Source organism: Streptomyces sp. NPDC014995, from assembly GCF_043080745.1.
Lineage (GTDB): Bacteria > Actinomycetota > Actinomycetes > Streptomycetales > Streptomycetaceae > Streptomyces.
The window spans coordinates 96,052-120,808 of sequence record NZ_JBIBVX010000001.1 but is presented as its reverse complement, the minus strand read 5'-3'; the positions used below and the strand labels follow the sequence as shown (position 1 = coordinate 120,808).

The window sequence follows — 24,757 nt, the reverse complement described above, 5'->3', positions numbered from 1 at the left end:
CTAGCGCCGCACGGGCCTTATGCCCTCCAGCGTCGGCACCACCGGCTTGATCGTGCCGTCGGCCGCGAACTCCAGGCGGTCGACGGTCGTCTCCCGGTGCATGCCGTCACCGCCCGGCCTCCCGGGGCCGTTCAGGGCGAAGCGGTGGTAGACGGCGTACCAGTCGTCGGTGCCGGGAGTGTTCACCACGGAGTGGTGGCCCGTGCCGAGGATCCCGTACTCGGGGCGCTTGGACAGGATCGTCCCCTTCTTGGTCCACGGGCCGAGCGGGGACGGTCCCGTGGCATAGGCGACGTGGTAGTTCTCGCTGCGGGTGTCGTCCTCGGACCACATGAAGTAGTACGTGCCCTTCCGCTTGATCACGAAGGAGCCCTCGCGGAAGTTGTCGGGCGTGATGTCCTGCACCTTCGCCGCGTCGTACGACACCATGTCGTCGTTCAGCGGGACCACATACCCGTGCCCGTTGCCCCAGTAGAGATACGACGTCCCGTCGTCGTCCGTGAAGACGGCCGGGTCGATCATCTGGCCCTTGAGCGAACCCCCCTTGGCGACCAGCGGCTTGCCCAGCGCGTCCTTGAACGGGCCGGCCGGCGAGTCGGCCACCGCCACGCCGATCTGCTGCTCGGCGCAGAAGTAGAAGTAGTACTTGCCGTCGCGCTCGGCGATCGCCGGTGCCCAGGCGTACTTGTCGGCCCAGCTCACGTCCGGCCCCAGGTCCAGGATCACGCCGTGGTCCTTCCAGTGGACCAGGTCCTTGGACGAGTACGCCTTGAACTTGGTCCCGCTCCAGCCCTGGAAGCCGTCCGTCGTCGGGTAGATCCAGTACTCGCCGTTCAGGTAGTGCACGTCCGGGTCGGCGTTGAGGCCCGGCAGGACGGGACTGCCGGTCCGTACCGCCTCGACCGTCCAGGTGCGCTTCGTGCCGTCGGCCGCGGTCACCGTGTACGTCTGGGGCTTGCGGAAGTCGCGCCGGGTGCCGGAGCGCGGGCTGACCGTCGCGCCCTCACCGACCCACAGCTTCGGGGCGAGGCGTCCGAGGTCGGCGTCCGGCTGCATCGGGAGCACGACCTTGGAGGCGCTCTCCGTGACGATCGCGTACCCCTTCTGGTCCTTCGCCGTCGCGTCCACGACCGAGGACGGGCTCGCGGGGTACGCGGCCAGCAGCCGGTCGTACTCCGCCTGCGTCACCGGAATCACCGTGCCGTGCCGGGGGCTGGCGGGCAGCTGGTAGTCGGTGGACGGGGTCCACCTGCCCGAGTCGAGGTCGGTGGTCTCGAAGGGGAGGTAGCCGCGGCCGCCGTACTCGTCGATGAACAGGTACCACTTCTCCTCGGTGTTCGACTTGAACACCGTCGGACCCTCACCGCGGTCCATCGCGCCGCTGCCGATGCAGTCGGCCACGAAGTCGTACGTCGTGGAGGTCAGCGTCGTCGACTTCTCCGCGGTGATGAACTTCGAGCAGGGCGAGCTGGAGGACGGGTCGCGCTCGTCCTTGGTGTAGCGGTAATACGTCCCGTCGTGCTCCACCACGGTCGAGTCGATGACCGAGTAACCCGGGTCGTCCCAGACCTTCGGCTCGCTGAAGGTGCGGAAGTCCTTCGTGGTCGCGTACAGCATCTTGTTGTACGTCGAACCGGTGTGGTCGGGGTCGTCGTCGGCGTACAGCTTCGACGCCCAGAAGACGACGTACTCGCCGAGCGAGTCGTCCCAGTAGGCCTCCGGCGCCCAGGTGTTGCCCGCGTTGTCGGGGGCGACCTTGACCAGGCGCTGGTCGGTCCAGTGGACCAGGTCGGTGGACTCCCAGATCATGATCGACTTGCTGCCGTGCCGCTGGACGTGGTCCCAGCTGCCGCTGCTGTTCTGGTACATCCGCAGGTCGGTGGCGATCAGATAGAACCTGTCGCCCTCGGGGGAGCGGATCACGAACGGGTCGCGCAGGCCCTTCTCGCCGACGGTGGAGGTCAGGACCGGCTTGCCGCCGTTCAGCTCCCGCCAGTGCAGCGGGTCGTTGCCCCGGCTGAGCGCGTAGCGGATCTGCTCTCCGTCGGCGGTCCCCTCACCGGTGAAGTAGGTGAAGAGGTAGCCGGCGTACTTGGGGTGTGACACGGGGGGTGCTCCGGTTGTCGCGGTACTGGGAGGTGAGGTCAGGAGGGCCAGGAGGAGGGCGAAGAGGCTCGCCAGGAACGTGCGGGCGAAGTGGGGGCGCATGACACATCCTGTGGGAGTGTGGGGGATTCTGTTGGATGGGGTGCCCTGGGAGTCTCACCAGCGGGGGTCGGGGGCGTCAATCGGTGGGGGAGGGGCGGGAGGGGAGCGAAAGTTTCGATCTCTTTCGCGGGCCCGGCAACCCTTCCCGGCCACGGCGGCGACTGCTGTGCGGAAACGGGCCGGGGCGGCCCCTCCGGCCCGTTTCCTCCCATCCCCCTCAGGAAAGGAACGCCCCGTGCGCTTGAGCACCGGACGCCACCGCAGGACGCGCACCCTCTCGATCGCCGCCGCGGTGGCCGTCGCCGCGGGGGCGGGCGGCGTTTATCTCGGCCTGACGAACGACGGCGCGCAGGCCGCGTCGACGACGGTCACCGTCTCCACCACCGCCCAGCTGGAGTCGGCCGTGAAGAACGCGACCGCCGGTACCGTCATCCAGGTGCGCGGCGGTACCTACTACCCGACGGCCACCCTCAAGTCGACGGCCGACGGCACCGCGTCGAACCGGATCACGCTCCAGGCCCACGGCAACGAGAAGGTGAAGATCGACGGCTCCAGGCTGGCCGCCGGCTCCTGGCTCGCCGGGATCTACGGCAGCTACTGGACCGTGCAGAACCTGACCTTCCAGAACGCGCCGGCCCAGGGGTTCGTCGTCACCTCCTCCACCGGCGGCGTCTTCAGGAACCTGGTCACCGCGGACAACGGCGACTCCGGGTTCACCCTGCGCGGCGACAACACGGTCGGCAACCTCGTGCAGAACCTGGACAGTCACGGCAACTACGACGCCGCCGGGCACGGCCAGAACGCGGACGGGATCGCCGTCAAGTTCGGGTCGGGGAGCGGCAACCGCATCACGGGCGCCCGTCTCTACAACAACTCCGACGACGGGCTGGACCTGTGGCAGTTCTCCACGCCGGTCACCATCGAGCACTCGTGGGCCTTCGGCAACGGCGAGAACCGGTGGAGCGACGCCGCGTTCGAGGGCAACGGCAACGGGTTCAAGCTGGGCGGCGGGGGTGTCGCGGTCGCCCATGTCGTCAACAACAACGCGGCCTGGGACAACATGTCGAACGGGTTCACCGAGAACTCCAACACCGGGGCGATCGCCCTGAACCGCAACACCGCGTACGTCAACGCGCAGGCGGGGTTCTACTTCGCCACGGGCAAGGCCCGGCTGGCCCGCAATCTCGCCGTGGGCAACAAGGGCGGGCTGTCGAAGCTGGGGTCCTCGACGGTGTCGGCCGCGAACAACTGGGACAGCGGGGTGCCGACGCCGGCCTTCAGGTCGACGGACGCGACCACGGCGTACGGCGCCCGGAAGGCGGACGGCTCGCTTCCGGCGACGACGTTCCTGACCACCGGCTCCACGACGATCGGTGCCACGATGAACTGACGTGCCGCAAGGGCGCCGCCGGTGGTGTCTCACCGTCCCGGCGCGATGAGTCCACCGACCTCGTGACGTCTACCCCTCGCAGGTGAAGGTGCGGCCGGCCCGGCGAACCGGCCGCACAGACTCGCTCACGAGGGAGGACGAGATGACTCTTCGGATCCACTTCACCCAGGACGATCTCCTCCGTGTGTCCCTGGCACCGGGGACCGATCCGCTCCACGAGACGGTGATGAGTCTGCGGGTGTTACAGCAACGGCGGCCCGGCATGGCCCTGGGGGCGTGGCGGCGCTGGGCGCGCTCACGGGTTCCGCACTCCGTCCACCGGCTCCGGTCGCTGGTGCCGCCCGAGGGAATGTGCCCGGACTTCCTGACCCCCACGGGAACCGTGGACTTCGAGGCGGGCCTGGACGAACTGCTGCACACGCCGGCATCGTTCCTGCGCACCGACCTGGAAGCGTTCACCCACTGGACCGGGAAGCCGCTGCCCCCCTGGGCGGTCCCGCTCACCGACGGCTCCCCGCAGGCCCTGAGGTCGGTGAGCGGGGCCCTGCGCGACTGGCACCGGACCGCCATCGCTCCCCTCCGCCCGCATGTGGACGCACGGGTCGAGGCGGCCAGACTCTCCGCCGCGCGGACCCTGCTGGCCGAAGGGCTGGACGCGCTGCTCTCCCGGCTGCACCCCGCCATATCGTGGAAGCCGCCCGTGCTGGAGCTGACCTGCGCCGGCCACGACCGGGACCTCTCTCTCGACGGCCGCGGTCTGCGCCTGGTCCCCTCGTTCTTCTCCGGCTCCGATCCCATGGTCCACCTGGACCCCGGCCTGCCGCCCGTCGTCATCTACCCCGTCACCCATGACACCGTCTGGACCCCCGACACCGCGGCCGAAACCGGCCAAGGCCGACTGGCGGCGCTCGTCGGGCACAGTCGCGCCATCGTGCTGGACACCATCGCCGCCGGACACGGCGTCACGACCACCGAACTCGCACGGCGTACGGGCATCGCGCCGGCCACGGTCTCCCACCACACCACCGTGCTGCGCGAAGCCGGACTGATCTCGACCCACCGCACCGGCAGCAGCGCCCATCACCTGCCGACTCCGCTCGGTGTCCGGCTCGTCGCGGGCGAGCGCCCGCCATCTCCCTTGTGACCAGCGGTGTTCGAGCACCGTCGAAGGGTGTGGCGGGGTGCACGGCGGACCACGCAGCATGGTGGCGTCGGCGGGAACGGCCGCCGGCTCGACCGCCTTTTTTCGAGCGACAGGGGGAAACATGAACGTTCTCAGGCGCATGGCCGGAGCGGCTGCCGTAGCCGGACTGGCAGTCGTTCCCTTGGTGGCCGCGGCCCCGGCCGCGTCCGCCGCGTCGGCCGCGACGACCGCCGCGGACATCGACTGCTCCATGAAGCGGGACGGCAACTGGATCCACGCCGACTGCACCAACCGGGGCGACTCCAACGGGTCCGTCCGGCTCGTGATCGAGTGCATCGACTGGTGGGAGCCGGACACCTACTCGAACTGGGTGCAGGTGACGCCCGGCAGGACGGTCCACGTGAGCGACGACTGCTGGAGTGGGCCGGCGAACTGGTGGTACGAGACGCGCTGACCCCGCTGACCCGCTGACGCGGGGCGCGAGGGGTGGAGAGGGGAACGCCCCGCCGGTCCGACCGGCGGGGCGTTCTTCCTGCGGGCCGAGGGAGGCTCAGGCCGGCAGGTCGACACCGTCGAACGACGTGCCCGGGCCCGGATACGCCGTGCCGCTCGAGCACTCCTGTGCGTGCTCAACGGTCGTGCTGCGTCACCTGTTCAGAACGTACTCACTTGTACGTGATGTCGGACGACGAGAACGTGCAGGTGGTTCCGTCGGCACCGGTACCGAGCTCCGTCGGCTCCTTGCCGGTGTTGTTGCCCTTGAAGCGGACACACGTCTTGGTCTTCTTCTTGCTGTCGCCCTGGATGCGGATCTTCGACAGCGTGGCGGTGTCGCCGTAGTTGGCGTTCACCCCGACGATCACCTTCAGGGGCGCGACGACGTCGATGTCGCTCAGCACGATCGTGCGCTTGTACTGCGTCTTGCAGTTGCCGCAGGAGCGGACCAGCTTGCCGGAGTTCTCCACCCGGAAGCCGGTCACGACCAGCTTGCCGGCGCCGTTGAACTGCAGCACCTTGTCGGCGCCGTTCTTCGCGCCGCCGCCGACGACCTTGTACACGGCCGACGACGACTTGCCCTTGAAGCTGGCGGCGTCCTCGCCGACGTCCAGCCACCACACGTTCTGCAGGGTGCAGGAGCCCTTGCAGTGGACGCCGTCCGCGCCCGGCGTCCCGATGATCACGTTCTTCAGGACGGCACCGTCGGCCAGCTCGAAGACCGGCGCCTGGCCCTCCTCCTGGCCGCTGCCGCCCAGCGCGCCGGAGCCGTAGAACTTCTTCAGCTTGCCGTCGTACGTGCCCGACACCTTGATCGTCGAGGAGACGGCCTTGCTGCCGGTGGCCGTCGGCCAGGTGGACGCGGCGCCGGCGGACGAGAGCATCGTCGTGGTGACGATCGCCGCGCCGGAGAGGGCGAAGGCGGCGGAGCCGGCGATCAGCGCCCGACGCCTGGTGACCCTGCGGCGGTGCCGGACGCGCGGTTCTGCTGGTGCAGTCATGTACCAATTCCTCAAGTGGGTGGTGACTCTTGCGCTGTGTGGTCGCCACCGGTGAAGAAAGGGTTGCCGCGTCGTCGAGAACTCTTCTACGAGTCGCCCTCGTCGTCGTCCCGGCTCGCGAAGTCGCCGCCGACGGCCCGCTCCTGACCGTCCGTCGTCGCTGCGATCGCGTAGGTGTCGTCCTTGGCGTCCCGGCCGCCGCGGTCGTGGTCGTACTGCCCGGCGAACACCCACTCGCCCTTGGGGACCGTACGGCCCTCCTTGAGCATCCAGGTGTAGACGAGGAAGCCGTCCTGTTCGGCGACCGTGAGGGTGAAGTCGTCCTCGGGCAGCGAGCGCCAGGCGCCCGTCGAGGAGACCCCGCCGGTCTGGGCGACCCTCAACTGCACGGTCAGCGCCGTGAGCTGCTCCGAGGTCTTGAGCGTGATGTTGCTCTGTGCCCAGAAGTCGTTGCTGTGCGGGTCCACCGAGCCGTCCGACCACAGCGGGCCGTCCTCGGTGTCGTCGGTGGCCGGCAGCAGCGCGGCGGCGGGCGGCGCGGAGGGCGTCGACTCCGCGGTCCTCGACGGGGGGTTGCTCGGCTCGACCGGGTCCTGCGGCCCGCCGCCGGAACTCGGCGTCGCCTTCGGGGAGGCCGGCGGACGGCTCGTGGCGTCCGGGGACTTCACCGGCGTCGGCGAGACGGCGACCGTCTGCTGCGGCGGGTCGTCCTTCACCGCGGACGCCACCGCGTAGCCGCCGACCGCGAGCATGCCCGCGACCGCGGCCGTGGCGCCGACGATCCGCGCCCAGCCCCACAGCGGCGGACGCGTGGCCCGGTGGTCGGTCCGTTCCTGTCCCGCCATGCCGCGCTCGATCCGCGCGAGGATCCGCTCGCGGTTCGGCTCGTGCGCCCCGGCCGCCTCGTGCAGCCGGGCGCGCAGCTCGTCGTGCACGTCCCGCTGCATCGTCATCGGTCCCTTCCTCCGGACTCACCGGTGCGGGCCGCCATCACGGCGTGCACCTTCCGCGGAGCTGCTGTGGCGCCGAGCAGCTTCTGCAACTCGGCCATTCCCTTCGAGGTCTGGCTCTTCACCGTACCCACCGAGACCCCCAGGGCGAGCGCGGTGTCCTTCTCCGAGAGGTCGAAGGCATGCCGGAGCACCACACAGGCCCGTTTGCGGAAGGGGAGTCTACGCAGTGCCGACTGCACGTCCACCACGCCCGCTACATCGGGATTCTCGGTCTTCTCCTCGCGCTGCGACCAGAACAGGTTGATCCTGCGGCGCTCGCGGACGGCGCTGCGGATCCGGGTGCGGGCCAGATTCGCGACGACGCCGCGCGCGTACGCCACCGGATGGTCGGCCGCGCGCACCCGGTCCCAGCGGTTCCACAGCGCCAGCAGCGCGTCCGCCGCCAGATCGTCGGCCGCGTCCGGCTCGCCGGTCAACAGATGGGCGAGCCGGGACAGTTCGGCGTGGTGGCGTTCGAAGAAGGCATGGAACTCCACGGAGGCGGCGTCGTCGACGACTGTGCCCACGGGTGACCTCTTCTCGGAGACTTCCGGCACCCGGCGGGGGCGCCTGCTGTGCGTGTCATGTAAATGACATGAGGATGTCCCGAGGAGGGGTCGGGACGAGATCCGGAAGCGTAGCAGTGATCTACTGCCTGGTTTGGTACGGGGGTTCGAACGCCGTATGGCAGCGCGAACGTAGTCCGAACCCGATTCCTTAACACGGTGAAAACCTGAAGCGGGTTCGACGAGAGAACAATCCAGCCAGCATCCGCACACTGATCAACCAGGCCACGAGGAGTGTCCGTCATGTCCGAAACGCAGAAGGCGACCGACCGGCCAAGTCCCCCGCCCACGGCGCTGAACAGCGTCGACCGGTTCTTCAGAATCTCCGAACGGGGGTCGACCTTCGGCCGGGAGATACGCGGCGGCTTCGCCACGTTCTTCACGATGGCCTACATCCTTGTCCTGAATCCCATCATCCTGGGAAGCGCCAAGGACAAGTTCGGCGAGTCCCTGGATCCCGTCCAACTCACCACCGCCACCGCCCTGGTGGCCGCCGTCATGACGATCATCATGGGCGTCGGCGGCAACCTGCCCCTCGCGCTCGCCGCGGGCCTCGGCCTGAACGCCGTCGTCGCCTTCCAGATCGCCCCACTGATGAGCTGGGACGACGCGATGGGCCTGATCGTGCTGGAGGGCCTGCTCATCTGCGTGCTCGTGGTCACCGGCCTGCGCGAGGCCGTCATGCACGCCATCCCGCAGCCCCTCAAGCAGGCGATCAGCGTCGGCATCGGCCTGTTCATCGCGTTCATCGGCTTCGTCGACGCCGGTTTCGTCAGCCGGATCCCCGACGCCGCCAACACCACCGTGCCCGTCCAGCTCGGCGGCTCCGGCACCCTCACCGGGTGGCCGATCCTCGTCTTCTGCCTCGGGGTGCTGCTGACCATCGGACTCCTCGCCCGCAAGGTCAAGGGCGCCATCCTCATCAGCATCGTGACGATGACGGTCCTCGCGATCGTCATCAACTCGCTCGCCGACATCGAGTCGTGGGGCCTGACCACGCCCGAGTGGCCCGACAGGATCGTCGACACCCCCGACTTCGGGCTGATCGGTCACTTCAGCCTGTTCGGCGCGTTCGGCGAGACCACCGTCATCACGGTCGTCCTGCTCGTCTTCACGCTGATCCTGTCCGACTTCTTCGACACCATGGGGACGGTCGTCGGCATCAGCGCCGAGGCGAACCTGCTGGACGACGAGGGCAAGGTGCCCAACCTGGGCCGCGTGCTGCTCATCGACGGCGCGGCGGCGGTGGCGGGCGGCGCGGCCTCGTCCTCCTCCGCGACCTCCTACATCGAGTCGGCGGCCGGCGTCGGCGAGGGCTCCCGCACCGGCTTCTCCAACCTGGTCACCGGCGGCCTGTTCGCCCTCGCCCTGTTCTTCACCCCGCTGCTCACCATCGTCCCGCTCCAGGCGGCGGCGCCCGCGCTGGTGGCGGTCGGCTTCCTGATGATGACCCAGGTCAGGAGCATCGACTGGGACAAGTACGAGATCGCCATCCCCGCGTTCCTGACGATCGCCGTCATGCCGTTCACCTACTCCATCACCAACGGCATCGGCGCGGGCTTCCTCGCCTACGTGGTGATCAAGACGGTGCTGGGCAGGGCGAAGGACATCCACTGGCTGCTGTGGGGCGCCTCGGCGCTGTTCGTGGTGTACTTCGCGATCGACCCGATCGAGCAGGTCCTCGGCGTCAGGTGAGCAGCCCGGACAAGGTGCGGGGCCGCATGGGTGTGCGGCCCCGCCCGCGTGGGCGCGATCGGCCGCGGCGGACCGCGGGCCGGTCGCGCGGCCGGCCTCAGCCCTTCAGCGCGGCTTCCATCATCGCCTTCGCGACCGGGGCGGCCAGTCCGTTGCCGCTCACCTCGGAGCGCGCCGCGTCCGACTGCTCCACCACCACCGCCACGGCGACCTTCTTGCCGCCCGCCTCGCCGTACGACGTGAACCAGGCGTACGGCGTCCTGCTGTTGTTCTCGCCGTTCTGGGCGGTACCGGTCTTGCCACCGACGGTGACCCCGTCGATCAGCGCGTTCGTCCCCGTGCCCTTCTCGACGACCGTCTGCATCGCCGACTGCAACTGCTCGGCGGTGCCGGAGCCGACGACCTGCGTGGTCGAGGTCTCGTCGTCGTAGTCCGTCAGGACGTCACCGCCGCTGTCGGTGATCTGCGCGACCATGTGCGGCGAGACCAGCCGGCCACCGTTGGCGATCGCCGCGGAGACCATGGCCATCTGGAGCGGGGTCGCGGTCACGTCGAACTGGCCGATGCCGGTCAGCGCGGTCGACGACTCGTCCATGCCGGACGGGTACACGCTCGGGTAGGCCCGCACCGGCACGTCCTGCGTCGTGTCGTTGAAACCGAACTTCTCCGCCATCGCCCTCACCTTGTCCTGCCCGAGCTGGACGGCCATGTGCGCGAAGACGTTGTTGCAGGAGTACTGCAGGGCGACCCGGATCGAGGCGTTCTCACAGGGCGCGGACGTGTTCTCGTTGCGCAGGACGGTCGTGGTGCCGGGCAGTGTGTAGGGGTCCGGGCTGTCCGTCTTCTCGTCCACCGACGCGTACAGCCCGTCCTCCAGCGCGGCCGCCGCCACCACCAGCTTGAACGTCGACCCCGGCGGCAGCGGCTGCCGCAGCGCGCGGTTGGTGAGCGGCTTGTCCGGATCCGTGGTGAGCTTCTTCCAGGCCGCCCCGGCGGTGTTGGCGTCGGTGAGCGAGGAGGGGTCGTACGACGGCGTCGACACGACCGCGAGGATCCGGCCGGTCGCCGGGTCGATCGCGACGGCCGCGCCCTTCTTCTCGCCGAGCGCGTCATAGGCCGCCTTCTGCACGGCCGGATCGATCGTCGTGATCACGTTGCCCGGGTCGGCCCGCTTGTCGGTGACCGTGTCCATCACGGTCTTCAGCCGCTGGTCCGTGCCGTTGAGCAGGTCCGCGTAGATGCCCTCCAGTTGCGTGGGGGCGTAGCTCTGCGAGGCGTAGCCGGTGACCGCCGCGTACAGCTCACCGTCCGTGTACGTGCGTCTGTACGCGAGGTCGCCGTCCGTGGTGGGCGCCGAGCCGGTGACGGCCCTGCCGGCCACGATGATGTTCCCGAGCGGCTCCGCGTACGTCTCGATCGCGTTGCGCCGGTTGTCCTTGTCGTCCGCCAGCGCCCGGCCCTCGTAGAACTGCACCCAGGTCGCCCGGATCAGCAGGGCGAACACCAGCAGCAGCGCGAAGACCGAGGCGCGCCTGATCGTCTTGTTCATGACGTCCGGAAGACGAGCGGACGGAGGGGAAACGTTCCCGTACGCCCGGTTTTCTCATCGTCCGTTCATCTACGGCCCGTCAGGCCTCCAGGAGCAGGACCACCTCGTCGATCTCCTCCCCGCGCGCGGGCGCGTACCCCGTGGCCAGTGTCGTCGCGCGGAACCCGCACTTCTCCAGCACGCGCAGCGAGCCGGCGTTGTCCGCCGCCGCCCGCGCGTACAGCGGTCGCTCCGGCACCTCGGCCAGCAGCCCGCGCAGCGCCGCCGTCGCCACGCCCCGCCCCCAGTAGGCGCGGTCCACCCAGTACGTGACCTCGCGCTCGCCGGGCTCCCCGTACACCGCCGCGTTGCCGACCACGTCGCCGTCGGCCAGGATCGTGCGGACCAGGGAGGTGGACCGTATGCGTGTCCAGTGGGCCTCGAAGGCGTCCCGGTCGGCCGGGTCCTCCGGGGTGAAGGCGGCCATGCGCAGCGCCTCCGGGTCGTTGAGCTGCCGGAAGAAGACCGGCAGGTCGCTGTCGTGCACCTCGCGGAGTACCACCTGCACCGTTCAAAGCCTCCGGGTCGCCAGGGTCAGCCGGTCGCGCGCGTCGAACAGCGCGTCCTTCACCATCTGCTCGTGCGCGGGGGTGAGTCTGGCCACCGGCACCGAGCAGCTGATCGCGTCGCGCGCGGGAGTACGGTACGGGATCGCCACGCCGAAGCAGCGCAGACCGAGCGTGTTCTCCTCACGGTCCACGGCGAAGCCCTGATCGCGGACCTGGTGCAGCTCCTCGATGAGCTTCTCGCGGTCCGTGATGGTGTGCTCGGTGAGGGCGGGCAGCGTCTCCGGGAGCAGCTTGCGGACCTGCTCGTCGGTGTAGGTGCTCAGCAGCGCCTTGCCGAGGGAGGTCGAGTGGGCCGGGAGCCGGCGGCCGACCCGGGTGAAGGGGCGCAGATAGTGCTGGGACTGGCGGGTGGCGAGATAGACGACGTTGGTGCCGTCCAGGCGGGCCAGGTGGATCGTCTCGGTGGTGTCGTCCGAGAGGCGGTCCAGCGTCGGGCGGGCGGCCGCGACCACCTCGTCGCCGTCGATGTAGGAGGTGCCGACCAGCAGGGCCCGTACGCCGATGCCGTAGCGCGTGCCGGTCGCGTCGGTCTCCACCCAGCCCAGTTCCACGAGCGTGCGCAGCAGCATGTAGAGACTGGACTTGGGATACCCGACGGCCTCCTGGACCGATGCGAGGGAGTGCATGCCGGGGCGGCCGGCGAAGTATTCGAGCAGTTCAACCGTCCGCACGGCGGACTTGACCTGCGCCCCGCCCCCCGTCTCGCCAGCCGACATCGCCCTTGACCCCTTCGTTCGACGGGAAATAGTCTCCAACAGCATATTCACCATCGGAGACGGCGTTCAGTATATCGAACGCCCCTGGTGGTGACGTAAGTACTGCGCGGCATTGCGATGCGGCATGTGGCAACAAACGTGGAGGAACCGCGGTGGCAGCAGCACCAGTCTGGAGTGTCGACCCCCGTACCGGGAAGCAGCGTGAACAGGTTGCGGTGGAGGCCACGGCCCAGGAGGTGGACTCCGTCGTCCGCGCCGCGCACGCCACGCGCGAGGCGCTCGCCGACCGCACCGTGCGCGCGGCCTTCCTGCGCACCGCCGCCGACCGTCTCGAAGGGGCCAGGGACCAGCTCGTCGAGGTCGCCGACGCGGAGACCGCGCTCGGCCCGGTCCGGCTGACCGGCGAGCTCGCCCGCACCTGCTACCAGCTGCGGGCCTTCGCCGGCATCGTCGACGAGGGCGCCTTCCTCGACGTCGTCATCAACCACCCCGACGACACCGCCACGCCGCCCGTCCCGGACCTGCGCCGCTACAAGGTGCCCCTGGGCGTCGTCGCCGTCTACTCGGCCTCCAACTTCCCCTTCGCCTTCTCCGTCGCCGGCGGTGACACCGCGAGCGCGCTGGCCGCGGGCTGCCCGGTCGTGGTCAAGGCCCACCCCGACCACCCGGGCCTGTCCGAGCTGGTCGCCCACGTCCTGCGGTCGGCCGCCGCCGAGCACGGCATCGACCAGGCCGTCGTGGGTCTCGTCCACGGCTTCGAGTCGGGCATCGAGCTGATCAAGCACCCGCTGGTCGCCGCCGCGGGCTTCACCGGGTCCATCCGGGGCGGGCGCGCCCTGTTCGACGCGGCGGCGGCCCGGCCGGTGCCGATCCCCTTCCACGGCGAGCTGGGCTCGCTGAACCCCGTCGTCGTGACCGAGGCGGCCGCCGCCGAGCGCGCCGAGGCGATCGGTGCGGGGCTCGCCGGCTCGATGACCCTGGGGGTCGGGCAGTTCTGCGTGAAGCCCGGACTCGTCCTCGTGCCGTCCGGCGCCGCCGGTGACGGGCTGGTCAAGTCGCTGACGGACGCCGTCAGCGACACCGAGGCGGGCGTGCTGCTCGACCACCGCATGCGGGACAACTTCATCGCGGGTGTCGCCGAGCGGACGCAGCTGCCGGAGGTGGAGTCCCCGGTGACGCCGGGCGCGGGCGGGGAGCACACCGTCAGCGCCGGGTTCCTCACCGTGCCGGCGGCCCGTCTGGCGGAGGAGGGCGAGTACGACCTGCTGCTGGAGGAGTGCTTCGGGCCGGTCACCGTCGTCGCCCGCTACGACTCCGAGGACCAGGTCAAGGGCGTGCTGTCACGGCTGCCGGGCAACCTCACGGCGACGGTCCAGCTCTCCGAGGAGGAGGCGGCCGGAAAGGGACGGGGCGGGGAGATCCTCGCGGACCTCACGCCGCTCGCCGGACGGGTGCTGGTGAACGGGTGGCCGACGGGTGTCGCCGTCGCCCCGGCCCAGCACCACGGCGGTCCGTACCCGGCGACCACCTCCACGTCCACCTCCGTGGGCGGCACCGCCATCGAGCGCTGGCTGCGGCCGGTGGTGTACCAGAACGCCCCCGAGGCGCTGCTGCCGCCCGAGCTGCGGGACGACAACCCGCTCGGCCTGCCCCGGCGCTTCAACAACCACCTCGAGCACTGAACACCCCCTGCCCACCCGGAGAAAGGGAACTGGGAAACTCTGAGCATGGACGTCGAACTTCCCGAACTCCCCTTCCCCCTGCGCACCTACGGGCCCGACGGCAACTGGTCCTACGAGGGCGGTGTCCTCACCGGATGGGCCGGGCCCCGGAAGGACCGGTTCGTACCGCCCACCGGGGAAGCACTGGAGCCCGCCTCCGACGCGCCCCGGCTGCTCGGGGCGCCCGAGGGGGACTTCCAGCTCATCGCCCGGGTCACGGTGGGGTTCAACGGGGCCTTCGACGCGGGGGTGCTGTACGTCCACGTCGGTGAGCGGGCGTGGGCCAAGCTCTGTCTGGAGTACTCCCCGGACGTGCCCACCGTCTGCACGGTGGTCACCCGGGGGCACTCCGACGACGCCAACTCCTTCACCGTGGACGGCAGTTCGGTCTGGCTGCGGGTGAGCCGGACCGGGCGGGCGTTCGCCTTCCACGCCTCCCGGGACGGCGAGCGCTGGACCTTCGTGCGGCTGTTCACGCTGGGCGAGGAGAAGGAGACGGGCGCGGCCCTGGTCGGGTTCCTGGCGCAGGCGCCGATGGGGGAGGGGTGCGTGGTGACGTACGACCACCTGGAGTTCCGGCCGAGCTGGCCGGACGACCTGCGCGACGGAAGCTGAGACGGTCCGGGGCCGCCGCGACCGGGGTCGCCGGACGCCCTGAGCCGCTACCACCTCGGTGGGCTCATCGCCCGGCGCGACGGACCTGACGGCGCGCGGCTGCCGGCCGGGCGACGGGCCGACACCTCCCTGCGCGGGGGCCTCGACGTCCGCCTGGACAGCCGCGCAACGCGGGAGCGGCTGCGGACCGGGCTCCGCGGCGCCCGCCGGTTCCCCGACGGAGACGGCGAATCGTTCCGAGCCGCTCCCGTTCTCCCGGGAGCGATCGCCGGTGACGACTGACGTGGAGATCCGATGGGCTGGTCGGTCGGCCACCGAGGGGCGTCGGCGGGTCGGCCGCGGTCACGGAGGTTGCGGTACTTCGCTGCTGCACCCCCACGGCAATCCGTGGAACCCGTCCACCGGCCGACGACGCCGCGGCGTCATACTGTCATTCGCCTCGCCTGGACAGGTGGGCTCTGTGGTCTGAGCCGAGGGGGAACGGGATGCCGCTGGAGTTCGGCCTGTGGCGCGTGGATGACAAGCCGGTGCGGGTCGCCACGCGGCCGATGCCTTCGGAGTCCCGGCTGGAGGAGCTCATCGAGGCCGATCCCGACATCCTGGGGCATCCGTTGCTGCTGATCGGCCGGCAGGTGCTCACGCAGTACGGCAAGGTCGTCGACCTGCTGGGCATGGACGCCGAAGGAGGCCTGCACGTTCTGGAGCTCAAGCGGGATCGCACGCCCCGTGAGGTGGTGGCTCAGGTCCTCGACTACGGTTCCTGGGTACAGGAGCTCACCAACGAGCAGATACGCGACATCTACACCTCCTACGCCCGCGCCAGAGGGCGGGCGGAGGAGCTGGACGAGGCGTTCGCCCTGCGGTTCGGGGGCAGTCCGCCGGAAGCCCTCAATGCCAGTCACGCTCTCACCATCGTCGCGAGTGAGGTCGACGCGGCGACGGAGCGGATCGTCACCTACCTGGCTTCCGGCTTCCAAGTGCCGGTCAACGTGCTCTTCTTCCGCTACTTCGAGGACGAGGGACGCTCCTACCTGGCCCGTACCTGGTTGATGGACGAGGTCGAGGCCGTGGTGCCGTCGGCCGGAGCCACGGGACGCGGGAAGCAGGAGCCGTGGAACGGGACGGATTGGTACGTGTCGTTCGGCGACGAGCCAGGCGGCCGGAACTGGGACGACGCCCTTCGCTACGGATTCGTGTCGGCCGGCGGCGGGGAGTGGTTCTCCCGGACGATCCGGTCCCTGCCCATCGGGGCGCGGGTGTTCACCCACATCCCCAAAGTGGGCTATGTGGGCGTCGGCACGGTCTGCGGCGAACCGCAGCCGTTCGTGGACGCCACCCTCGACATCGACGGTGAAAGCCGGCGGATGACCGATCTCCCTCTTGCGGGCACCTACCTCCGTGCCGCGGAGACAGCGGCGAAGGACGGGGAGGATCCTCGCGAGTGGATCCTCCCCGTCACCTGGGAACGTGCTGTGCCACGCGAGGAGGCACTGTGGCGCACGGGCTTCTTCGCCAACCAGAACTCCGCCTGCAAGCTCCGTGCCCGCTTCACGATCGAAGAGGTCTCCCGCCACTTCGGCATCGACCGAGGCCTCCCCGACGCCTGACCTGAAGGAGCGTCATGGCCGTCCGGTCCTACGTGCGCAACAGCCGCGACAGTTCGGGGCGGATCTGCCGGGCGAGGTAGGCGTGGCCGGCGTTCGTGGGGTGCACACCGTCGCTTCCGATGAACCGGTGAGCGGATCCGGTGAACCACCCACGGCGCACCGCGGAGACGTACGGCATGCCGAGTTTCTTCGCCGCGGCCGAGACCGCCTCGTCGATCGGGTGTGAGCCGATCCGCTGCGGATACGAGTAGATCGGCCCGATGACCAGGATGCGCGCGTGGGGTAGCCCGGCCCGAAGACGGCGCAGCGTGTCCGTCGCGGCGGCCTGGGTCCTCTTCCGGCCGCCGTCGTTGCGGGAGCCCTCGACGACGACCACGTCGGGCTTCGCCGCAACGGCCTCCTCGACCCGCTGTGGGTAAGGCCGTCCGCCCTTCTGCCGGCCGCCGGTGGTGTAGCCGGTGCCACCGCTTCCGTCGAGACGGAGCGTCAGTCCCAGCTGCTTGGCGACCAGCGAGGGCCAGCCGTACGGTCCCTTACCGCCCTGGGCGGCGCCGCCGGCGATGCTGTCACCCAGGACGTACAGGCTCGACCGTGGGGCGGCGGCGTGGGCTGGAATGGTGGCGCACGTGGCCACGAGGGCGCAGAGCAGGCTCACCAGCATCATGGCGCGGCATGTCGGCCGGACCGCATATGTGACCATGTGTCAGAAGCTAATGCCCCTGCCGGAGGCGTCGCCACAGGGACTGCTCCGAATGCCGCACCGTCGAGCGCCAACCGCCTCCGCGCCGACCGCGTGCGTGAGGACATCCGCGGCCGCGAAGCCGGACTCGCGCTCGCAGCCCGGCGAGGCCGAGGGCGCGGGCGGTCCCGCGAGCGCGGAGCCAGGGGCGGACGGCCGGCGGCCACCCGGCCGGGTGGCCCCGCCCGCCCGTGATCGCGGCCGCCCCCGGCGGGCCCGTGATCACGGTGGCGGGGAATGAACCGAGCTGCTTGAACGTTCACCCACCCGGTGGAGGAAACCTCCACCCGGAGGGCGTCGCCGTACCCGGACATCCGCTGGCCCGGACATCCGCGTACCCGGACGACTCCGCACCCGTACGACCCGGAGAGAGCCGAGACATGCGCGTCGAGATCTGGAGCGACATCGCCTGCCCCTGGTGCTACGTGGGCAAGGCCCGCTTCGAGAAGGCGCTCGAGGCCTTCCCGCACCGCGACGAGGTCGAGGTGGTGCACCGCTCCTTCGAGCTGGACCCGGGACGCGCCAAGGACGACGTCCAGCCCGTGATCACCATGCTGACCAGGAAGTATGGCATGAGCGAGGCCCAGGCTCAGGCCGGCGAGGAGAACCTCGGCGCGCAGGCCGCCGCCGAGGGCCTCGACTACCGCACCCGCGACCGTGACCACGGCAGCACCTTCGACATGCACCGGCTGCTGCACTTCGCCAAGGAGCGGGGCCGGCAGGACGCGCTGCTCCAGATCCTGTACCGGGCGAACTTCGCCGAGGAGCGCTCCGTCTTCACCGAGGGCGACGAGCGGCTCGTGGAGCTGGCCGTTCAGGCCGGTCTCGACGCCGGCGCCGCCCGCGAGGTGCTCGCCGATCCGGCCGCGTACGCCGACGAGGTCCGCGCCGACGAGCGGGAGGCCGCCCAGCTCGGCGCCAACGGCGTGCCGTTCTTCGTCCTCGACCGCACGTACGGCGTCTCCGGCGCCCAGCCCGCCGAGGTCTTCGCGCAGGCGCTGACCCAGGCGTGGGGCGGGCGCTCGCCGCTGAAGCCGGTCGGCCAGGGGGACGCGGAGGTCTGCGGTCCGGACGGGTGCGCGGTCCCGCGGCACTGAGCGCTCCGGCGCGGGCGGGGACGGACGTATAAGCGTTCCTTAGAGGAACCGCGTAAGAATCCGCGATGGACTTCGACTTCTGTGGGCCGCACAGTGGATCCATGGAGACCACGGAGAGCACGGAGACCTTCGAGACCCTCGTCCGCGCCGAGTTCGCCCCGAAGACCACCTACCTCAACACCGCGAGCAACGGCCTGCTCCCGGCCCGTACCGTCGCCGCCCTGCACGAGGCGGCGGTGCTGCGGGCCGAGGGCCGGCCGCTGACCGCGCTGTACGAGGACGTGGAGGCCTGCCGGGCCGCGTACGCCCGGCTCGCCGGCGTCCCGGCCACCCGGGTGGCGGTCGGCGCCTCGGTCGCCGCGCACACGGGGGTCATCGCCGCCTCGCTGCCCGCGGGCGCCGAAGTCCTCACCGCCGAGGACGACTTCACCTCCGTCCTCAACCCCTTCCACGTCCGCGGCGACCTCAAGGTCCGCACGGTCCCGCTGGAGCGGATCGCCGAGTCCGTCCGTCCCGGCACGGCGCTCGTCGCGGTCAGCGCCGCCCAGTCCGCGGACGGGCGGATCGCCGACCTGTCCGCCCTGCGGGAGGCGGCCCGGACGCACGGGGCGCGCACCTACGTCGACTTCTCCCAGGCCGCCGGCTGGCTGCCGATGGACGCCGACGCCGACGACTTCACCGCCTCCGTCTCCTTCAAGTGGCTGCTCGGCCCGCACGGCACCGCCTTCCTCGTGGTCCCGGAGGACTTCGGGGGGCTGACACCGGTGCTCGCGGGCTGGGTCGCCGCCGAGACGCCGTGGGACAGCTGCTACGGGCCGGTGGCCGAACTCGCCCACTCGGCCCGGCGGTTCGACCTCACCCACGCCCTGTTCACCTTCGCGGGGCTGCGCCGCTCCCTCGACCTGATCGAGGAACTCGGCGTCGACGCCGTCCACGCCCACGACCTGGCCCTCGCCGACCGGTTCCGGGCCGGGCTCGCGGCACTCGGCCACGAGCCCGTGCCCGCCCCCGGCTCGGCGATCGTCTCCGTGCCCGGACTCGGCCACCGGCAGCCCGAGCTGGGCGAGGCGGACATCCAGGTCTCCAACCGCGCGGGCAACCTGCGCGCGGCCTTCCACCTGTACAACACGCCCGCGGACGTGGACCGCCTGCTGGACGTGCTGTCGGGCTGAAGCGTCAGCGCACCGGGGTGAAGTCCCTCGCTCCGATGAACTCCGGCCGCCGCACCGGAGCCGCGAACGGCTCGACCGCCGCGTTCTCCACGCTGTTGAACACGATGAAGACGTTGCTGCGCGGGAACGGCGTGATGTTGTCGCCGGACCCGTGCATGCAGTTGCAGTCGAACCAGGTCGCCGAACCGGCCCGGCCCGTGAACAGCTTGATGCCGTGCGCGGAGGCCATCTCGGTCAGCGCCTCGTCGGAGGGCGTGCCCGCGTCCTGCATCTGCAGCGACTTCTTGTAGTTGTCCTTGGGCGTGGCGCCGGCGCAGCCGAGGAACGTCTTGTGCGAGCCCGGCATGATCATGAGCGCGCCGTTGGTGTCGTAGTTCTCGGTCAGCGCGATCGAGACGGACACCGTCCGCATCCGGGGCAGCCCGTCCTCGGCGTGCCAGGTCTCGAAGTCGGAGTGCCAGTAGAAGCCGGAGGCGCCGAAGCCCGGCTTGACGTTGATCCGCGACTGGTGGACGTACACGTCCGAGCCGAGGATCTGCCGGGCCCGGCCGACGACCCGCTCGTCGCGCACCAGGTTCGCGAACACCTCGCTGATCCGGTGCACCTCGAAGACGGACCGGATCTCCCGGGACTTCGGCTCGACGATGGACCGCTCGTCGGCGCGGATCGCCGGGTCGGTCACCAGCCGGTCCAGCTCCTGCCGGTAGACGGCGACCTCGTCGTCCGTGAGGAGCTGGTCGACGGTGGCGAAGCCGTCGCGCTCGAACGACTGGAGGTGCAGCGGCTCGAACGGGCCGGGCGCGTCGGGGGCGCCCCAGACGACCGGGTCCTGGCGGGGGACGGTCACCTCGGTGGCGCCGCGGCTGGGGTACAGGTCGGTGACAGTGGTGTCGGTGACAGTGGCCATGCGGATGTCACACCTCCTCGGGCTCGGTGAGCAGCGGGTAGACGCCGTTCTCGTCGTGGTCCTCCCGTCCCGTCACGGGCGGGTTGAACACGCAGAGGCAGCGGAAGTCCTCCTTGACGCGCAGCGTGTGCCGCTCGTGCCCGTCGAGGAGGTACATGGTCCCGGGCGTGATGGTGTACGTCCGCCCGGTCTCGTGGTCGGTCAGTTCGGCCTCGCCCTCGACGCAGACGACGGCCTCGACGTGGTTCGCGTACCACATCGACGTCTCGGTGCCCGCGTAGAGGACCGTCTCGTGGAGGGAGAAGCCGACCCTCTCCCTGGCGAGGACGATGCGTTTGCTCTCCCAGGTGCCGGACGCCGCCTTCACATGCCGGTCGGTGCCTTCGATGTCCTTGAACGAACGGACGATCACAGTGGGGTACTTCCTCCTGACTAGACGGTTTCCCGGACGGCGCGGGCCAGGACCCGCAGGCCCTCGTCCAGCTCCTCCGGGGTGATGGTGAGAGCCGGCAGCAGCTTCACGACCTCGCTCTCGGGCCCCGACGTCTCGATCAGCAGCCCGAGTTCGAAGGCGCGCCGCGCCACCCGCTCGGCCCGCGCCTTGTCGTGGAACTCCAGGCCCCAGACCAGGCCGCGGCCCCGGTACTCCTTGACGTGGGCGAGGTTCTCCTCGGTGATCGAGATCAGCGCCTGCTCGACCTGTTCACCGCGCTTGCGGGTCTGCTTCTCCATGGCGGAGCCGTCGGCCCAGTACGTCTCCAGCGCGGCGGTGGCGGTGACGAACGCGGGGTTGTTGCCGCGGAAGGTGCCGTTGTGCTCGCCCGGCTCCCACACGTCCAGCTCCGGCTTGAACAGGCACAGCGACATGGGCAGGCCGTAGCCGCTGATCGACTTGGACACGGTGACGATGTCGGGGACGATCCCGGCCTCCTCGAAGGAGAAGAAGGCCCCGGTACGGCCGCAGCCCATCTGGATGTCGTCGACGATCAGCAGCATGTCCTGGCGCTCGCACAGCCCGGCCAGTGCCCGCAGCCACTCCGGGCGGGCGACGTTGATGCCGCCCTCGCCCTGCACGGTCTCGACGATCACGGCGGCGGGCTTGTTCAGCCCGGACCCCTGGTCCTCGAGCAGCCGCTCGAACCAGAGGAAGTCGGGGATCGTGCCGTCGAAGTAGTTGTCGAACGGCATCGGCGTGCCGTGCACGAGCGGGATGCCCGCCCCGGCCCGCTTGAAGGCGTTGCCGGTGACGGCGAGCGAGCCGAGCGACATCCCGTGGAAGGCGTTGGTGAACGACACGATCGCCTCGCGCCCCTTCACCTTCCGCGCCAGCTTCAGCGCCGACTCCACGGCGTTGGTGCCGGTCGGCCCCGGGAACATGACCTTGTACGGCAGGTCGCGCGGCCGCAGCACCAGGTCCTGGAAGGTCTGCAGGAAGGACCGCTTGGCGACGGTGGACATGTCGAGCCCGTGGGTGACGCCGTCGCGCAGCAGGTAGTCGATCAACGCCCGTTTGAGAACGGGGTTGTTGTGGCCGTAGTTGAGTGACCCGGCCCCGGCGAAGAAGTCGAGGTACTGGTGGCCGTCCTCGTCGTGCATACGGCTGCCCCGGGCGCGGTCGAAGACGACGGGCCAGCCCCGGCAGTAGCTGCGCACCTCGGACTCGACGGTCTCGAAGACGCTGAGATCGGGCTGGGTGATGGTCACGGCGAAACGCTCCTCAATGCGACGGTGTGGGGGGCTGGGTCAGGCAGAGGTCAACGGGCCGATGCGGTACAGGACTTCGGGGTCGTGCGGGCCGTCCGGGAACAGGCTCGCGCCGAACAGCACCTCACGGCTGACGTCCGCGCCGTGCCGGGCGGCGTAGGAGGTGAACAGCCGCTCGGAGGCGGTGTTGCCCGGCGTGATCGTGGTCTCGACGGTGGTGATCGGGCGCTCGGCGGTGAGCCGCGCGGTCAGTCCGTCGAGCAGGGCCGCGGCGAGGCCGCGGCCGCGGTACGCGGCGTCGACCGCCACCTGCCAGACCAGCAGGGTGTGCGGGGCTTCCGGCCGGACGTATCCGGTGACGAACCCGACGGCTTCCCCGTCCTGCGCGCGCGCCACCGCCGAGGTGCCGGCGAAGTCACGGCACCACAGCAGATAGCTGTAGGACGAGTTCAGGTCGAGTTTGCCGGATTCCTTCGCGATACGCCAGAGCGCGGCCCCGTCCGCCACCGAAGGGCGGTCGATCCGCAGGTCTGCTTGTGTGGCAGTCATGCGGATTGAATTTACCGAGGGAAATTGAAAAATGCATGGAGGGAGGGGGTTACGCCAAGGCTGTCCCTATGTTATTCGCGCGAGCGTGTGGGTGGGTGTGAGAGTCGGGCGGTATGGGATGTTTTGGCCGCCATGAAAGCCGCAAAACGGGCGCCCTGTGGAACGTGTCACACAATGGAAACCCTCACGAGATCTGCGCGGATCACCCCTCTCGACGTTCGCGAAATCTTTGCGTTTAGCGTCGGAAAAAGCGGGCAGAAGAGTTACGGAAATCCACCCGCTTAAATAGCTCGGCTATTGCCTTGAATTCAGGCTCCGGTAACCCCGTCGATACGCTCTCGCAGAATGTCCGCATGTCCGTTGTGCCGCGCGTACTCCTCGATGAGGTGAATCAGCACCCAGCGCAGACTGACCTCCAGCCCGGCCATCGGGCCGTCGGCCATCCGCCCGGTGTCGTCGAGCGAGCGCCCCGCGGTCAGCTCGCGTCCGCGCGCGATCTCCCGGCGCCAGACGGCGAGCGCCTCGTCGAGCCCCCGGTCCGGGTCCAGGGCGTACCCGGTCTCCTCCGTGTACAGGGGAGGCACGTCGAGTCCCGCGAACACCCGCTGGAACCAGTTCCGTTCGACCACGGCGAGATGCTGGACCAGGCCGAGGAGGGTGAGGGAGGAGGGCTCGGCCGACGCCCGCCGGACCTGGGTGTCGTCCAGGCCGGCGCACTTCAGCTCCAGGGTGGCGCGGTGGAAGTCGAGCCAGCTGTCGAGCATGGGCCGCTCGTCGCCGGTCATCAGCGGGACGGGACGGCCATCGGGAAGAGTGGTCATGCCGGCAGCATCGCAGGACCCACTGACAACGGAGCCGTACCGACTGACAGGGGTGCCGTCGCCGTACTCACTGACAAGGGTGCCGTCGCCGCACCCACGGACAGCGGAGCCGTCGCAGGATCCACCGACAGCGGAGCCGTCGCAGGACCCACCGACAGTGCTGCCGTCGCAGGACCCACCGACAGCGCTGCCGTCACAGATCCACCGACAGCCGCGGTCCCTCCCCCGGGCACTGCTTCCAACACGGATTCCAGCAGCCGGAACACGCCGCGGTGCCGGCGCGCGGGACCCACTGGCAACGGCGCCGGGTTCTTCCCCGCCCCGCCCCCGGAGCCGCTCGGCGAACCGCCCGGGACGCCCTACCGCCAGGCCTCGTCCGCGGCCCGCAGCGCGCCCTCCAGGTCCACGTCCAGCCCGCGCTCGGCGAGGGCCGCGCCCAGCGCCGTCAGGCTGCTGCGGACCGCGCCCGGCGTCGCGTCGGCGCCGTAGTGGTTGACCCGGATCATCTCCTTGGCCAGCGCGCCCCCGCCCGCCGCCAGCGGCAGCGCGGGATCGCTCGCCAGGGCCCGCGCCACCAGCTCCGAGGCGAGGACGCCCGACGGGGAGCGCAGGGTCGTGGCGACCGGCGCCGCCTCCGCCGCCTCGTACACGTACGGCTCCAGACCGCCGCCCAGGGCCGTCGCGCCCGCGCGGGTCGCCGCGGCGGCGGACGCGTGCCGGGCCATCACGTTCTCCAGGCCCTCCGCCTCGATCCGCTCCACGCACGCCTCCAGCGCCAGCATCTCCAGCTGCGCCGGCGCGTGCAGCAGCGCCCTGCGGCCGCCGTCGACCCACCGTTCCTTCCAGTCGAGGAGGGAGAGGTACGAGCGGCGCGGCGCGCGCGGGTTCGCGGCCATCCGCGCCCACGCGCGCTCGCTCACCGACACCGCCGACACACCCGCCGGGCCACCCATCGCCTTCTGGGCGCCGATCACGCACAGGTCCACGCCCCACGCGTCCGGCAGCACCGGCTCGGCCCCCACGGAGGCGACCGCGTCCAGGTAGAACAGCGCGCCGTGCTCCTTCACCACCTCGCCGATCTCCGCGACCGGGTTGGTGTTGCCGGTGGCCGCCTCCGCGTGCACCAGGGACACGAAGTCGATCTCCGGGTGCTCGGCGAGGGCCCGGCGGATCTGCTCGGCGCCGACCGCCGTGTGGAAGGGCACCGCCAGGTCGATCACCGCGGCACCGCAGTCCCGCAGCCAGTCGCCGAAGGTCTGCCCGTACGGGCCGGTGATGACGTTCAGCGCCGTCGTGCCGGGACCGGCCGTCGCCCGGATCGCGCCCTCCAGCGGCAGCAGTGCCTCGCCCTGCATGACCACCACGTCCTGTCCGGTGCTCAGCAGCCGCGCCACGCGGTCCTCGATCGACGCGAAGTGGGCGGCACTCAGCGGGGTCAGGTCCAGGAACGGGTGCGTCACG

The 24,757-nt window shown here is 70.4% G+C and carries 23 protein-coding genes; 9 read left to right on the top strand and 14 right to left on the bottom strand.

Going from position 1 to position 24,757, the window contains the following annotated elements; all coding sequences use genetic code 11:
* Positions 1-2,208 (bottom strand): family 43 glycosylhydrolase, encoded by a 2,208-nt coding sequence (locus ACF1A1_RS00545; RefSeq protein ID WP_391643902.1) that lies wholly within the window; start codon positions 2,206-2,208, stop codon positions 1-3.
* Positions 2,209-2,443: 235 nt separating this feature from the next.
* On the opposite strand from ACF1A1_RS00545, the gene ACF1A1_RS00540 reads away from it, so the two are divergent.
* From ACF1A1_RS00540 to ACF1A1_RS00530, 3 genes are all read left to right on the top strand, one after another.
* On the top strand, positions 2,444-3,598 hold the full coding sequence (locus ACF1A1_RS00540) for a right-handed parallel beta-helix repeat-containing protein (protein ID WP_391643900.1): 1,155 nt from the start codon (positions 2,444-2,446) through the stop codon (positions 3,596-3,598).
* Positions 3,599-3,740: 142 nt separating this feature from the next.
* A complete protein-coding gene (locus tag ACF1A1_RS00535) occupies positions 3,741-4,742 on the top strand; it encodes an ArsR/SmtB family transcription factor (RefSeq protein WP_391643898.1) in 1,002 nt (333 codons plus the stop codon).
* Between the two features lie 121 nt (positions 4,743-4,863).
* Positions 4,864-5,196, top strand: coding sequence for a hypothetical protein (locus tag ACF1A1_RS00530; RefSeq protein ID WP_391643896.1), 333 nt, complete (start codon positions 4,864-4,866; stop codon positions 5,194-5,196).
* Between the two features lie 211 nt (positions 5,197-5,407).
* Here the strand turns inward: ACF1A1_RS00530 and ACF1A1_RS00525 are convergent, their stop codons facing one another.
* The 3 genes from ACF1A1_RS00525 to ACF1A1_RS00515 form a co-directional block, all read right to left on the bottom strand.
* Complete coding sequence (locus ACF1A1_RS00525) at positions 5,408-6,238, bottom strand: pectate lyase (protein ID WP_391643894.1); 831 nt, start codon at positions 6,236-6,238, stop codon at positions 5,408-5,410.
* Positions 6,239-6,324: 86 nt separating this feature from the next.
* On the bottom strand, positions 6,325-7,191 hold the full coding sequence (locus ACF1A1_RS00520) for a hypothetical protein (RefSeq protein ID WP_391643892.1): 867 nt from the start codon (positions 7,189-7,191) through the stop codon (positions 6,325-6,327).
* On the bottom strand, positions 7,188-7,757 hold the full coding sequence (locus ACF1A1_RS00515) for a SigE family RNA polymerase sigma factor (protein ID WP_391643890.1): 570 nt from the start codon (positions 7,755-7,757) through the stop codon (positions 7,188-7,190). Before ACF1A1_RS00515 ends, ACF1A1_RS00520 begins: the two co-directional genes overlap by 4 nt.
* Positions 7,758-8,039: 282 nt before the next feature.
* Between ACF1A1_RS00515 and ACF1A1_RS00510 the strand changes: the two genes are divergently transcribed.
* Positions 8,040-9,491: an NCS2 family permease gene (locus ACF1A1_RS00510; RefSeq protein ID WP_391643888.1), complete on the top strand. Its 1,452-nt coding sequence runs from the start codon at positions 8,040-8,042 to the stop codon at positions 9,489-9,491.
* Between the two features lie 97 nt (positions 9,492-9,588).
* Here the strand turns inward: ACF1A1_RS00510 and ACF1A1_RS00505 are convergent, their stop codons facing one another.
* The 3 genes from ACF1A1_RS00505 to ACF1A1_RS00495 all read right to left on the bottom strand — a co-directional run bounded on the left by ACF1A1_RS00505 (position 9,589) and on the right by ACF1A1_RS00495 (position 12,364).
* Positions 9,589-11,040, bottom strand: a complete 1,452-nt coding sequence (locus ACF1A1_RS00505; RefSeq protein ID WP_391643886.1) for a peptidoglycan D,D-transpeptidase FtsI family protein — start codon at positions 11,038-11,040, stop codon at positions 9,589-9,591.
* 79 nt (positions 11,041-11,119) lie between these two features.
* Positions 11,120-11,587, bottom strand: a complete 468-nt coding sequence (locus tag ACF1A1_RS00500) for a GNAT family N-acetyltransferase (RefSeq protein ID WP_391643884.1) — start codon at positions 11,585-11,587, stop codon at positions 11,120-11,122.
* A gap of 3 nt (positions 11,588-11,590) precedes the next feature.
* A complete protein-coding gene (locus ACF1A1_RS00495; RefSeq protein WP_391643882.1) occupies positions 11,591-12,364 on the bottom strand; it encodes an IclR family transcriptional regulator in 774 nt (257 codons plus the stop codon).
* Positions 12,365-12,516: 152 nt separating this feature from the next.
* On the opposite strand from ACF1A1_RS00495, the gene ACF1A1_RS00490 reads away from it, so the two are divergent.
* From ACF1A1_RS00490 to ACF1A1_RS00480, 3 genes are all read left to right on the top strand, one after another.
* Positions 12,517-14,046: an aldehyde dehydrogenase (NADP(+)) gene (locus tag ACF1A1_RS00490; protein ID WP_391643880.1), complete on the top strand. Its 1,530-nt coding sequence runs from the start codon at positions 12,517-12,519 to the stop codon at positions 14,044-14,046.
* A 45-nt stretch (positions 14,047-14,091) separates the two neighbouring features.
* A complete protein-coding gene (locus ACF1A1_RS00485; protein WP_391643878.1) occupies positions 14,092-14,700 on the top strand; it encodes a DUF1349 domain-containing protein in 609 nt (202 codons plus the stop codon).
* Positions 14,701-15,185: 485 nt separating this feature from the next.
* On the top strand, positions 15,186-16,307 hold the full coding sequence (locus ACF1A1_RS00480; RefSeq protein WP_391643876.1) for an endonuclease NucS domain-containing protein: 1,122 nt from the start codon (positions 15,186-15,188) through the stop codon (positions 16,305-16,307).
* 28 nt (positions 16,308-16,335) lie between these two features.
* On the opposite strand, the gene ACF1A1_RS00475 is transcribed toward ACF1A1_RS00480, so the two are convergent.
* Complete coding sequence (locus ACF1A1_RS00475; protein ID WP_391643874.1) at positions 16,336-17,007, bottom strand: SGNH/GDSL hydrolase family protein; 672 nt, start codon at positions 17,005-17,007, stop codon at positions 16,336-16,338.
* A 419-nt stretch (positions 17,008-17,426) separates the two neighbouring features.
* Here ACF1A1_RS00475 and ACF1A1_RS00470 point away from each other — a divergent pair, with 419 nt between their 5' ends.
* On the top strand, positions 17,427-18,143 hold the full coding sequence (locus tag ACF1A1_RS00470) for a DsbA family oxidoreductase (protein WP_391643872.1): 717 nt from the start codon (positions 17,427-17,429) through the stop codon (positions 18,141-18,143).
* A 101-nt stretch (positions 18,144-18,244) separates the two neighbouring features.
* On the top strand, positions 18,245-19,315 hold the full coding sequence (locus tag ACF1A1_RS00465; protein WP_391643870.1) for an aminotransferase class V-fold PLP-dependent enzyme: 1,071 nt from the start codon (positions 18,245-18,247) through the stop codon (positions 19,313-19,315).
* 4 nt (positions 19,316-19,319) lie between these two features.
* On the opposite strand, the gene thpD is transcribed toward ACF1A1_RS00465, so the two are convergent.
* The 6 genes from thpD to ACF1A1_RS00435 all read right to left on the bottom strand — a co-directional run bounded on the left by thpD (position 19,320) and on the right by ACF1A1_RS00435 (position 24,756).
* A complete protein-coding gene (gene thpD / locus ACF1A1_RS00460) occupies positions 19,320-20,222 on the bottom strand; it encodes an ectoine hydroxylase (protein WP_391643868.1) in 903 nt (300 codons plus the stop codon).
* A 7-nt stretch (positions 20,223-20,229) separates the two neighbouring features.
* Complete coding sequence (locus ACF1A1_RS00455) at positions 20,230-20,634, bottom strand: ectoine synthase (RefSeq protein WP_391643866.1); 405 nt, start codon at positions 20,632-20,634, stop codon at positions 20,230-20,232.
* 20 nt (positions 20,635-20,654) lie between these two features.
* Complete coding sequence (gene ectB / locus ACF1A1_RS00450; protein ID WP_391643865.1) at positions 20,655-21,926, bottom strand: diaminobutyrate--2-oxoglutarate transaminase; 1,272 nt, start codon at positions 21,924-21,926, stop codon at positions 20,655-20,657.
* A 39-nt stretch (positions 21,927-21,965) separates the two neighbouring features.
* Positions 21,966-22,475, bottom strand: coding sequence for a diaminobutyrate acetyltransferase (gene ectA / locus ACF1A1_RS00445; protein WP_391643863.1), 510 nt, complete (start codon positions 22,473-22,475; stop codon positions 21,966-21,968).
* 308 nt (positions 22,476-22,783) lie between these two features.
* The gene (locus tag ACF1A1_RS00440; RefSeq protein ID WP_391643861.1) at positions 22,784-23,296 is read right to left on the bottom strand and encodes a DinB family protein; all 513 of its coding nucleotides are present in this window, start codon (positions 23,294-23,296) and stop codon (positions 22,784-22,786) included.
* A gap of 359 nt (positions 23,297-23,655) precedes the next feature.
* Positions 23,656-24,756: a pyridoxal-phosphate-dependent aminotransferase family protein gene (locus ACF1A1_RS00435; RefSeq protein ID WP_391643860.1), complete on the bottom strand. Its 1,101-nt coding sequence runs from the start codon at positions 24,754-24,756 to the stop codon at positions 23,656-23,658.
* Position 24,757: the final 1 nt, after the last annotated feature.

Bases quoted from the DNA above. Each gene is read 5' to 3' on its own strand.
- ACF1A1_RS00470 (WP_391643872.1), top strand. From the start codon at position 17,427: ATGCGCGTCGAGATCTGGAGCGACATCGCCTGCCCCTGGTGCTACGTG.
- ACF1A1_RS00510 (WP_391643888.1), top strand. From the start codon at position 8,040: ATGTCCGAAACGCAGAAGGCGACCGACCGGCCAAGTCCCCCGCCCACG.
- ACF1A1_RS00495 (WP_391643882.1), bottom strand. From the start codon at position 12,364: ATGTCGGCTGGCGAGACGGGGGGCGGGGCGCAGGTCAAGTCCGCCGTG.
- thpD (WP_391643868.1), bottom strand. From the start codon at position 20,222: ATGGCCACTGTCACCGACACCACTGTCACCGACCTGTACCCCAGCCGC.
- ACF1A1_RS00545 (WP_391643902.1), bottom strand. From the start codon at position 2,208: ATGCGCCCCCACTTCGCCCGCACGTTCCTGGCGAGCCTCTTCGCCCTC.
- ACF1A1_RS00480 (WP_391643876.1), top strand. From the start codon at position 15,186: ATGCCGCTGGAGTTCGGCCTGTGGCGCGTGGATGACAAGCCGGTGCGG.
- ACF1A1_RS00520 (WP_391643892.1), bottom strand. From the start codon at position 7,191: ATGACGATGCAGCGGGACGTGCACGACGAGCTGCGCGCCCGGCTGCAC.
- ACF1A1_RS00525 (WP_391643894.1), bottom strand. From the start codon at position 6,238: ATGACTGCACCAGCAGAACCGCGCGTCCGGCACCGCCGCAGGGTCACC.
- ACF1A1_RS00505 (WP_391643886.1), bottom strand. From the start codon at position 11,040: ATGAACAAGACGATCAGGCGCGCCTCGGTCTTCGCGCTGCTGCTGGTG.
- ACF1A1_RS00530 (WP_391643896.1), top strand. From the start codon at position 4,864: ATGAACGTTCTCAGGCGCATGGCCGGAGCGGCTGCCGTAGCCGGACTG.
- ACF1A1_RS00485 (WP_391643878.1), top strand. From the start codon at position 14,092: ATGGACGTCGAACTTCCCGAACTCCCCTTCCCCCTGCGCACCTACGGG.
- ACF1A1_RS00475 (WP_391643874.1), bottom strand. From the start codon at position 17,007: ATGGTCACATATGCGGTCCGGCCGACATGCCGCGCCATGATGCTGGTG.
- ACF1A1_RS00535 (WP_391643898.1), top strand. From the start codon at position 3,741: ATGACTCTTCGGATCCACTTCACCCAGGACGATCTCCTCCGTGTGTCC.
- ACF1A1_RS00465 (WP_391643870.1), top strand. From the start codon at position 18,245: ATGGAGACCACGGAGAGCACGGAGACCTTCGAGACCCTCGTCCGCGCC.
- ACF1A1_RS00440 (WP_391643861.1), bottom strand. From the start codon at position 23,296: ATGACCACTCTTCCCGATGGCCGTCCCGTCCCGCTGATGACCGGCGAC.
- ectA (WP_391643863.1), bottom strand. From the start codon at position 22,475: ATGACTGCCACACAAGCAGACCTGCGGATCGACCGCCCTTCGGTGGCG.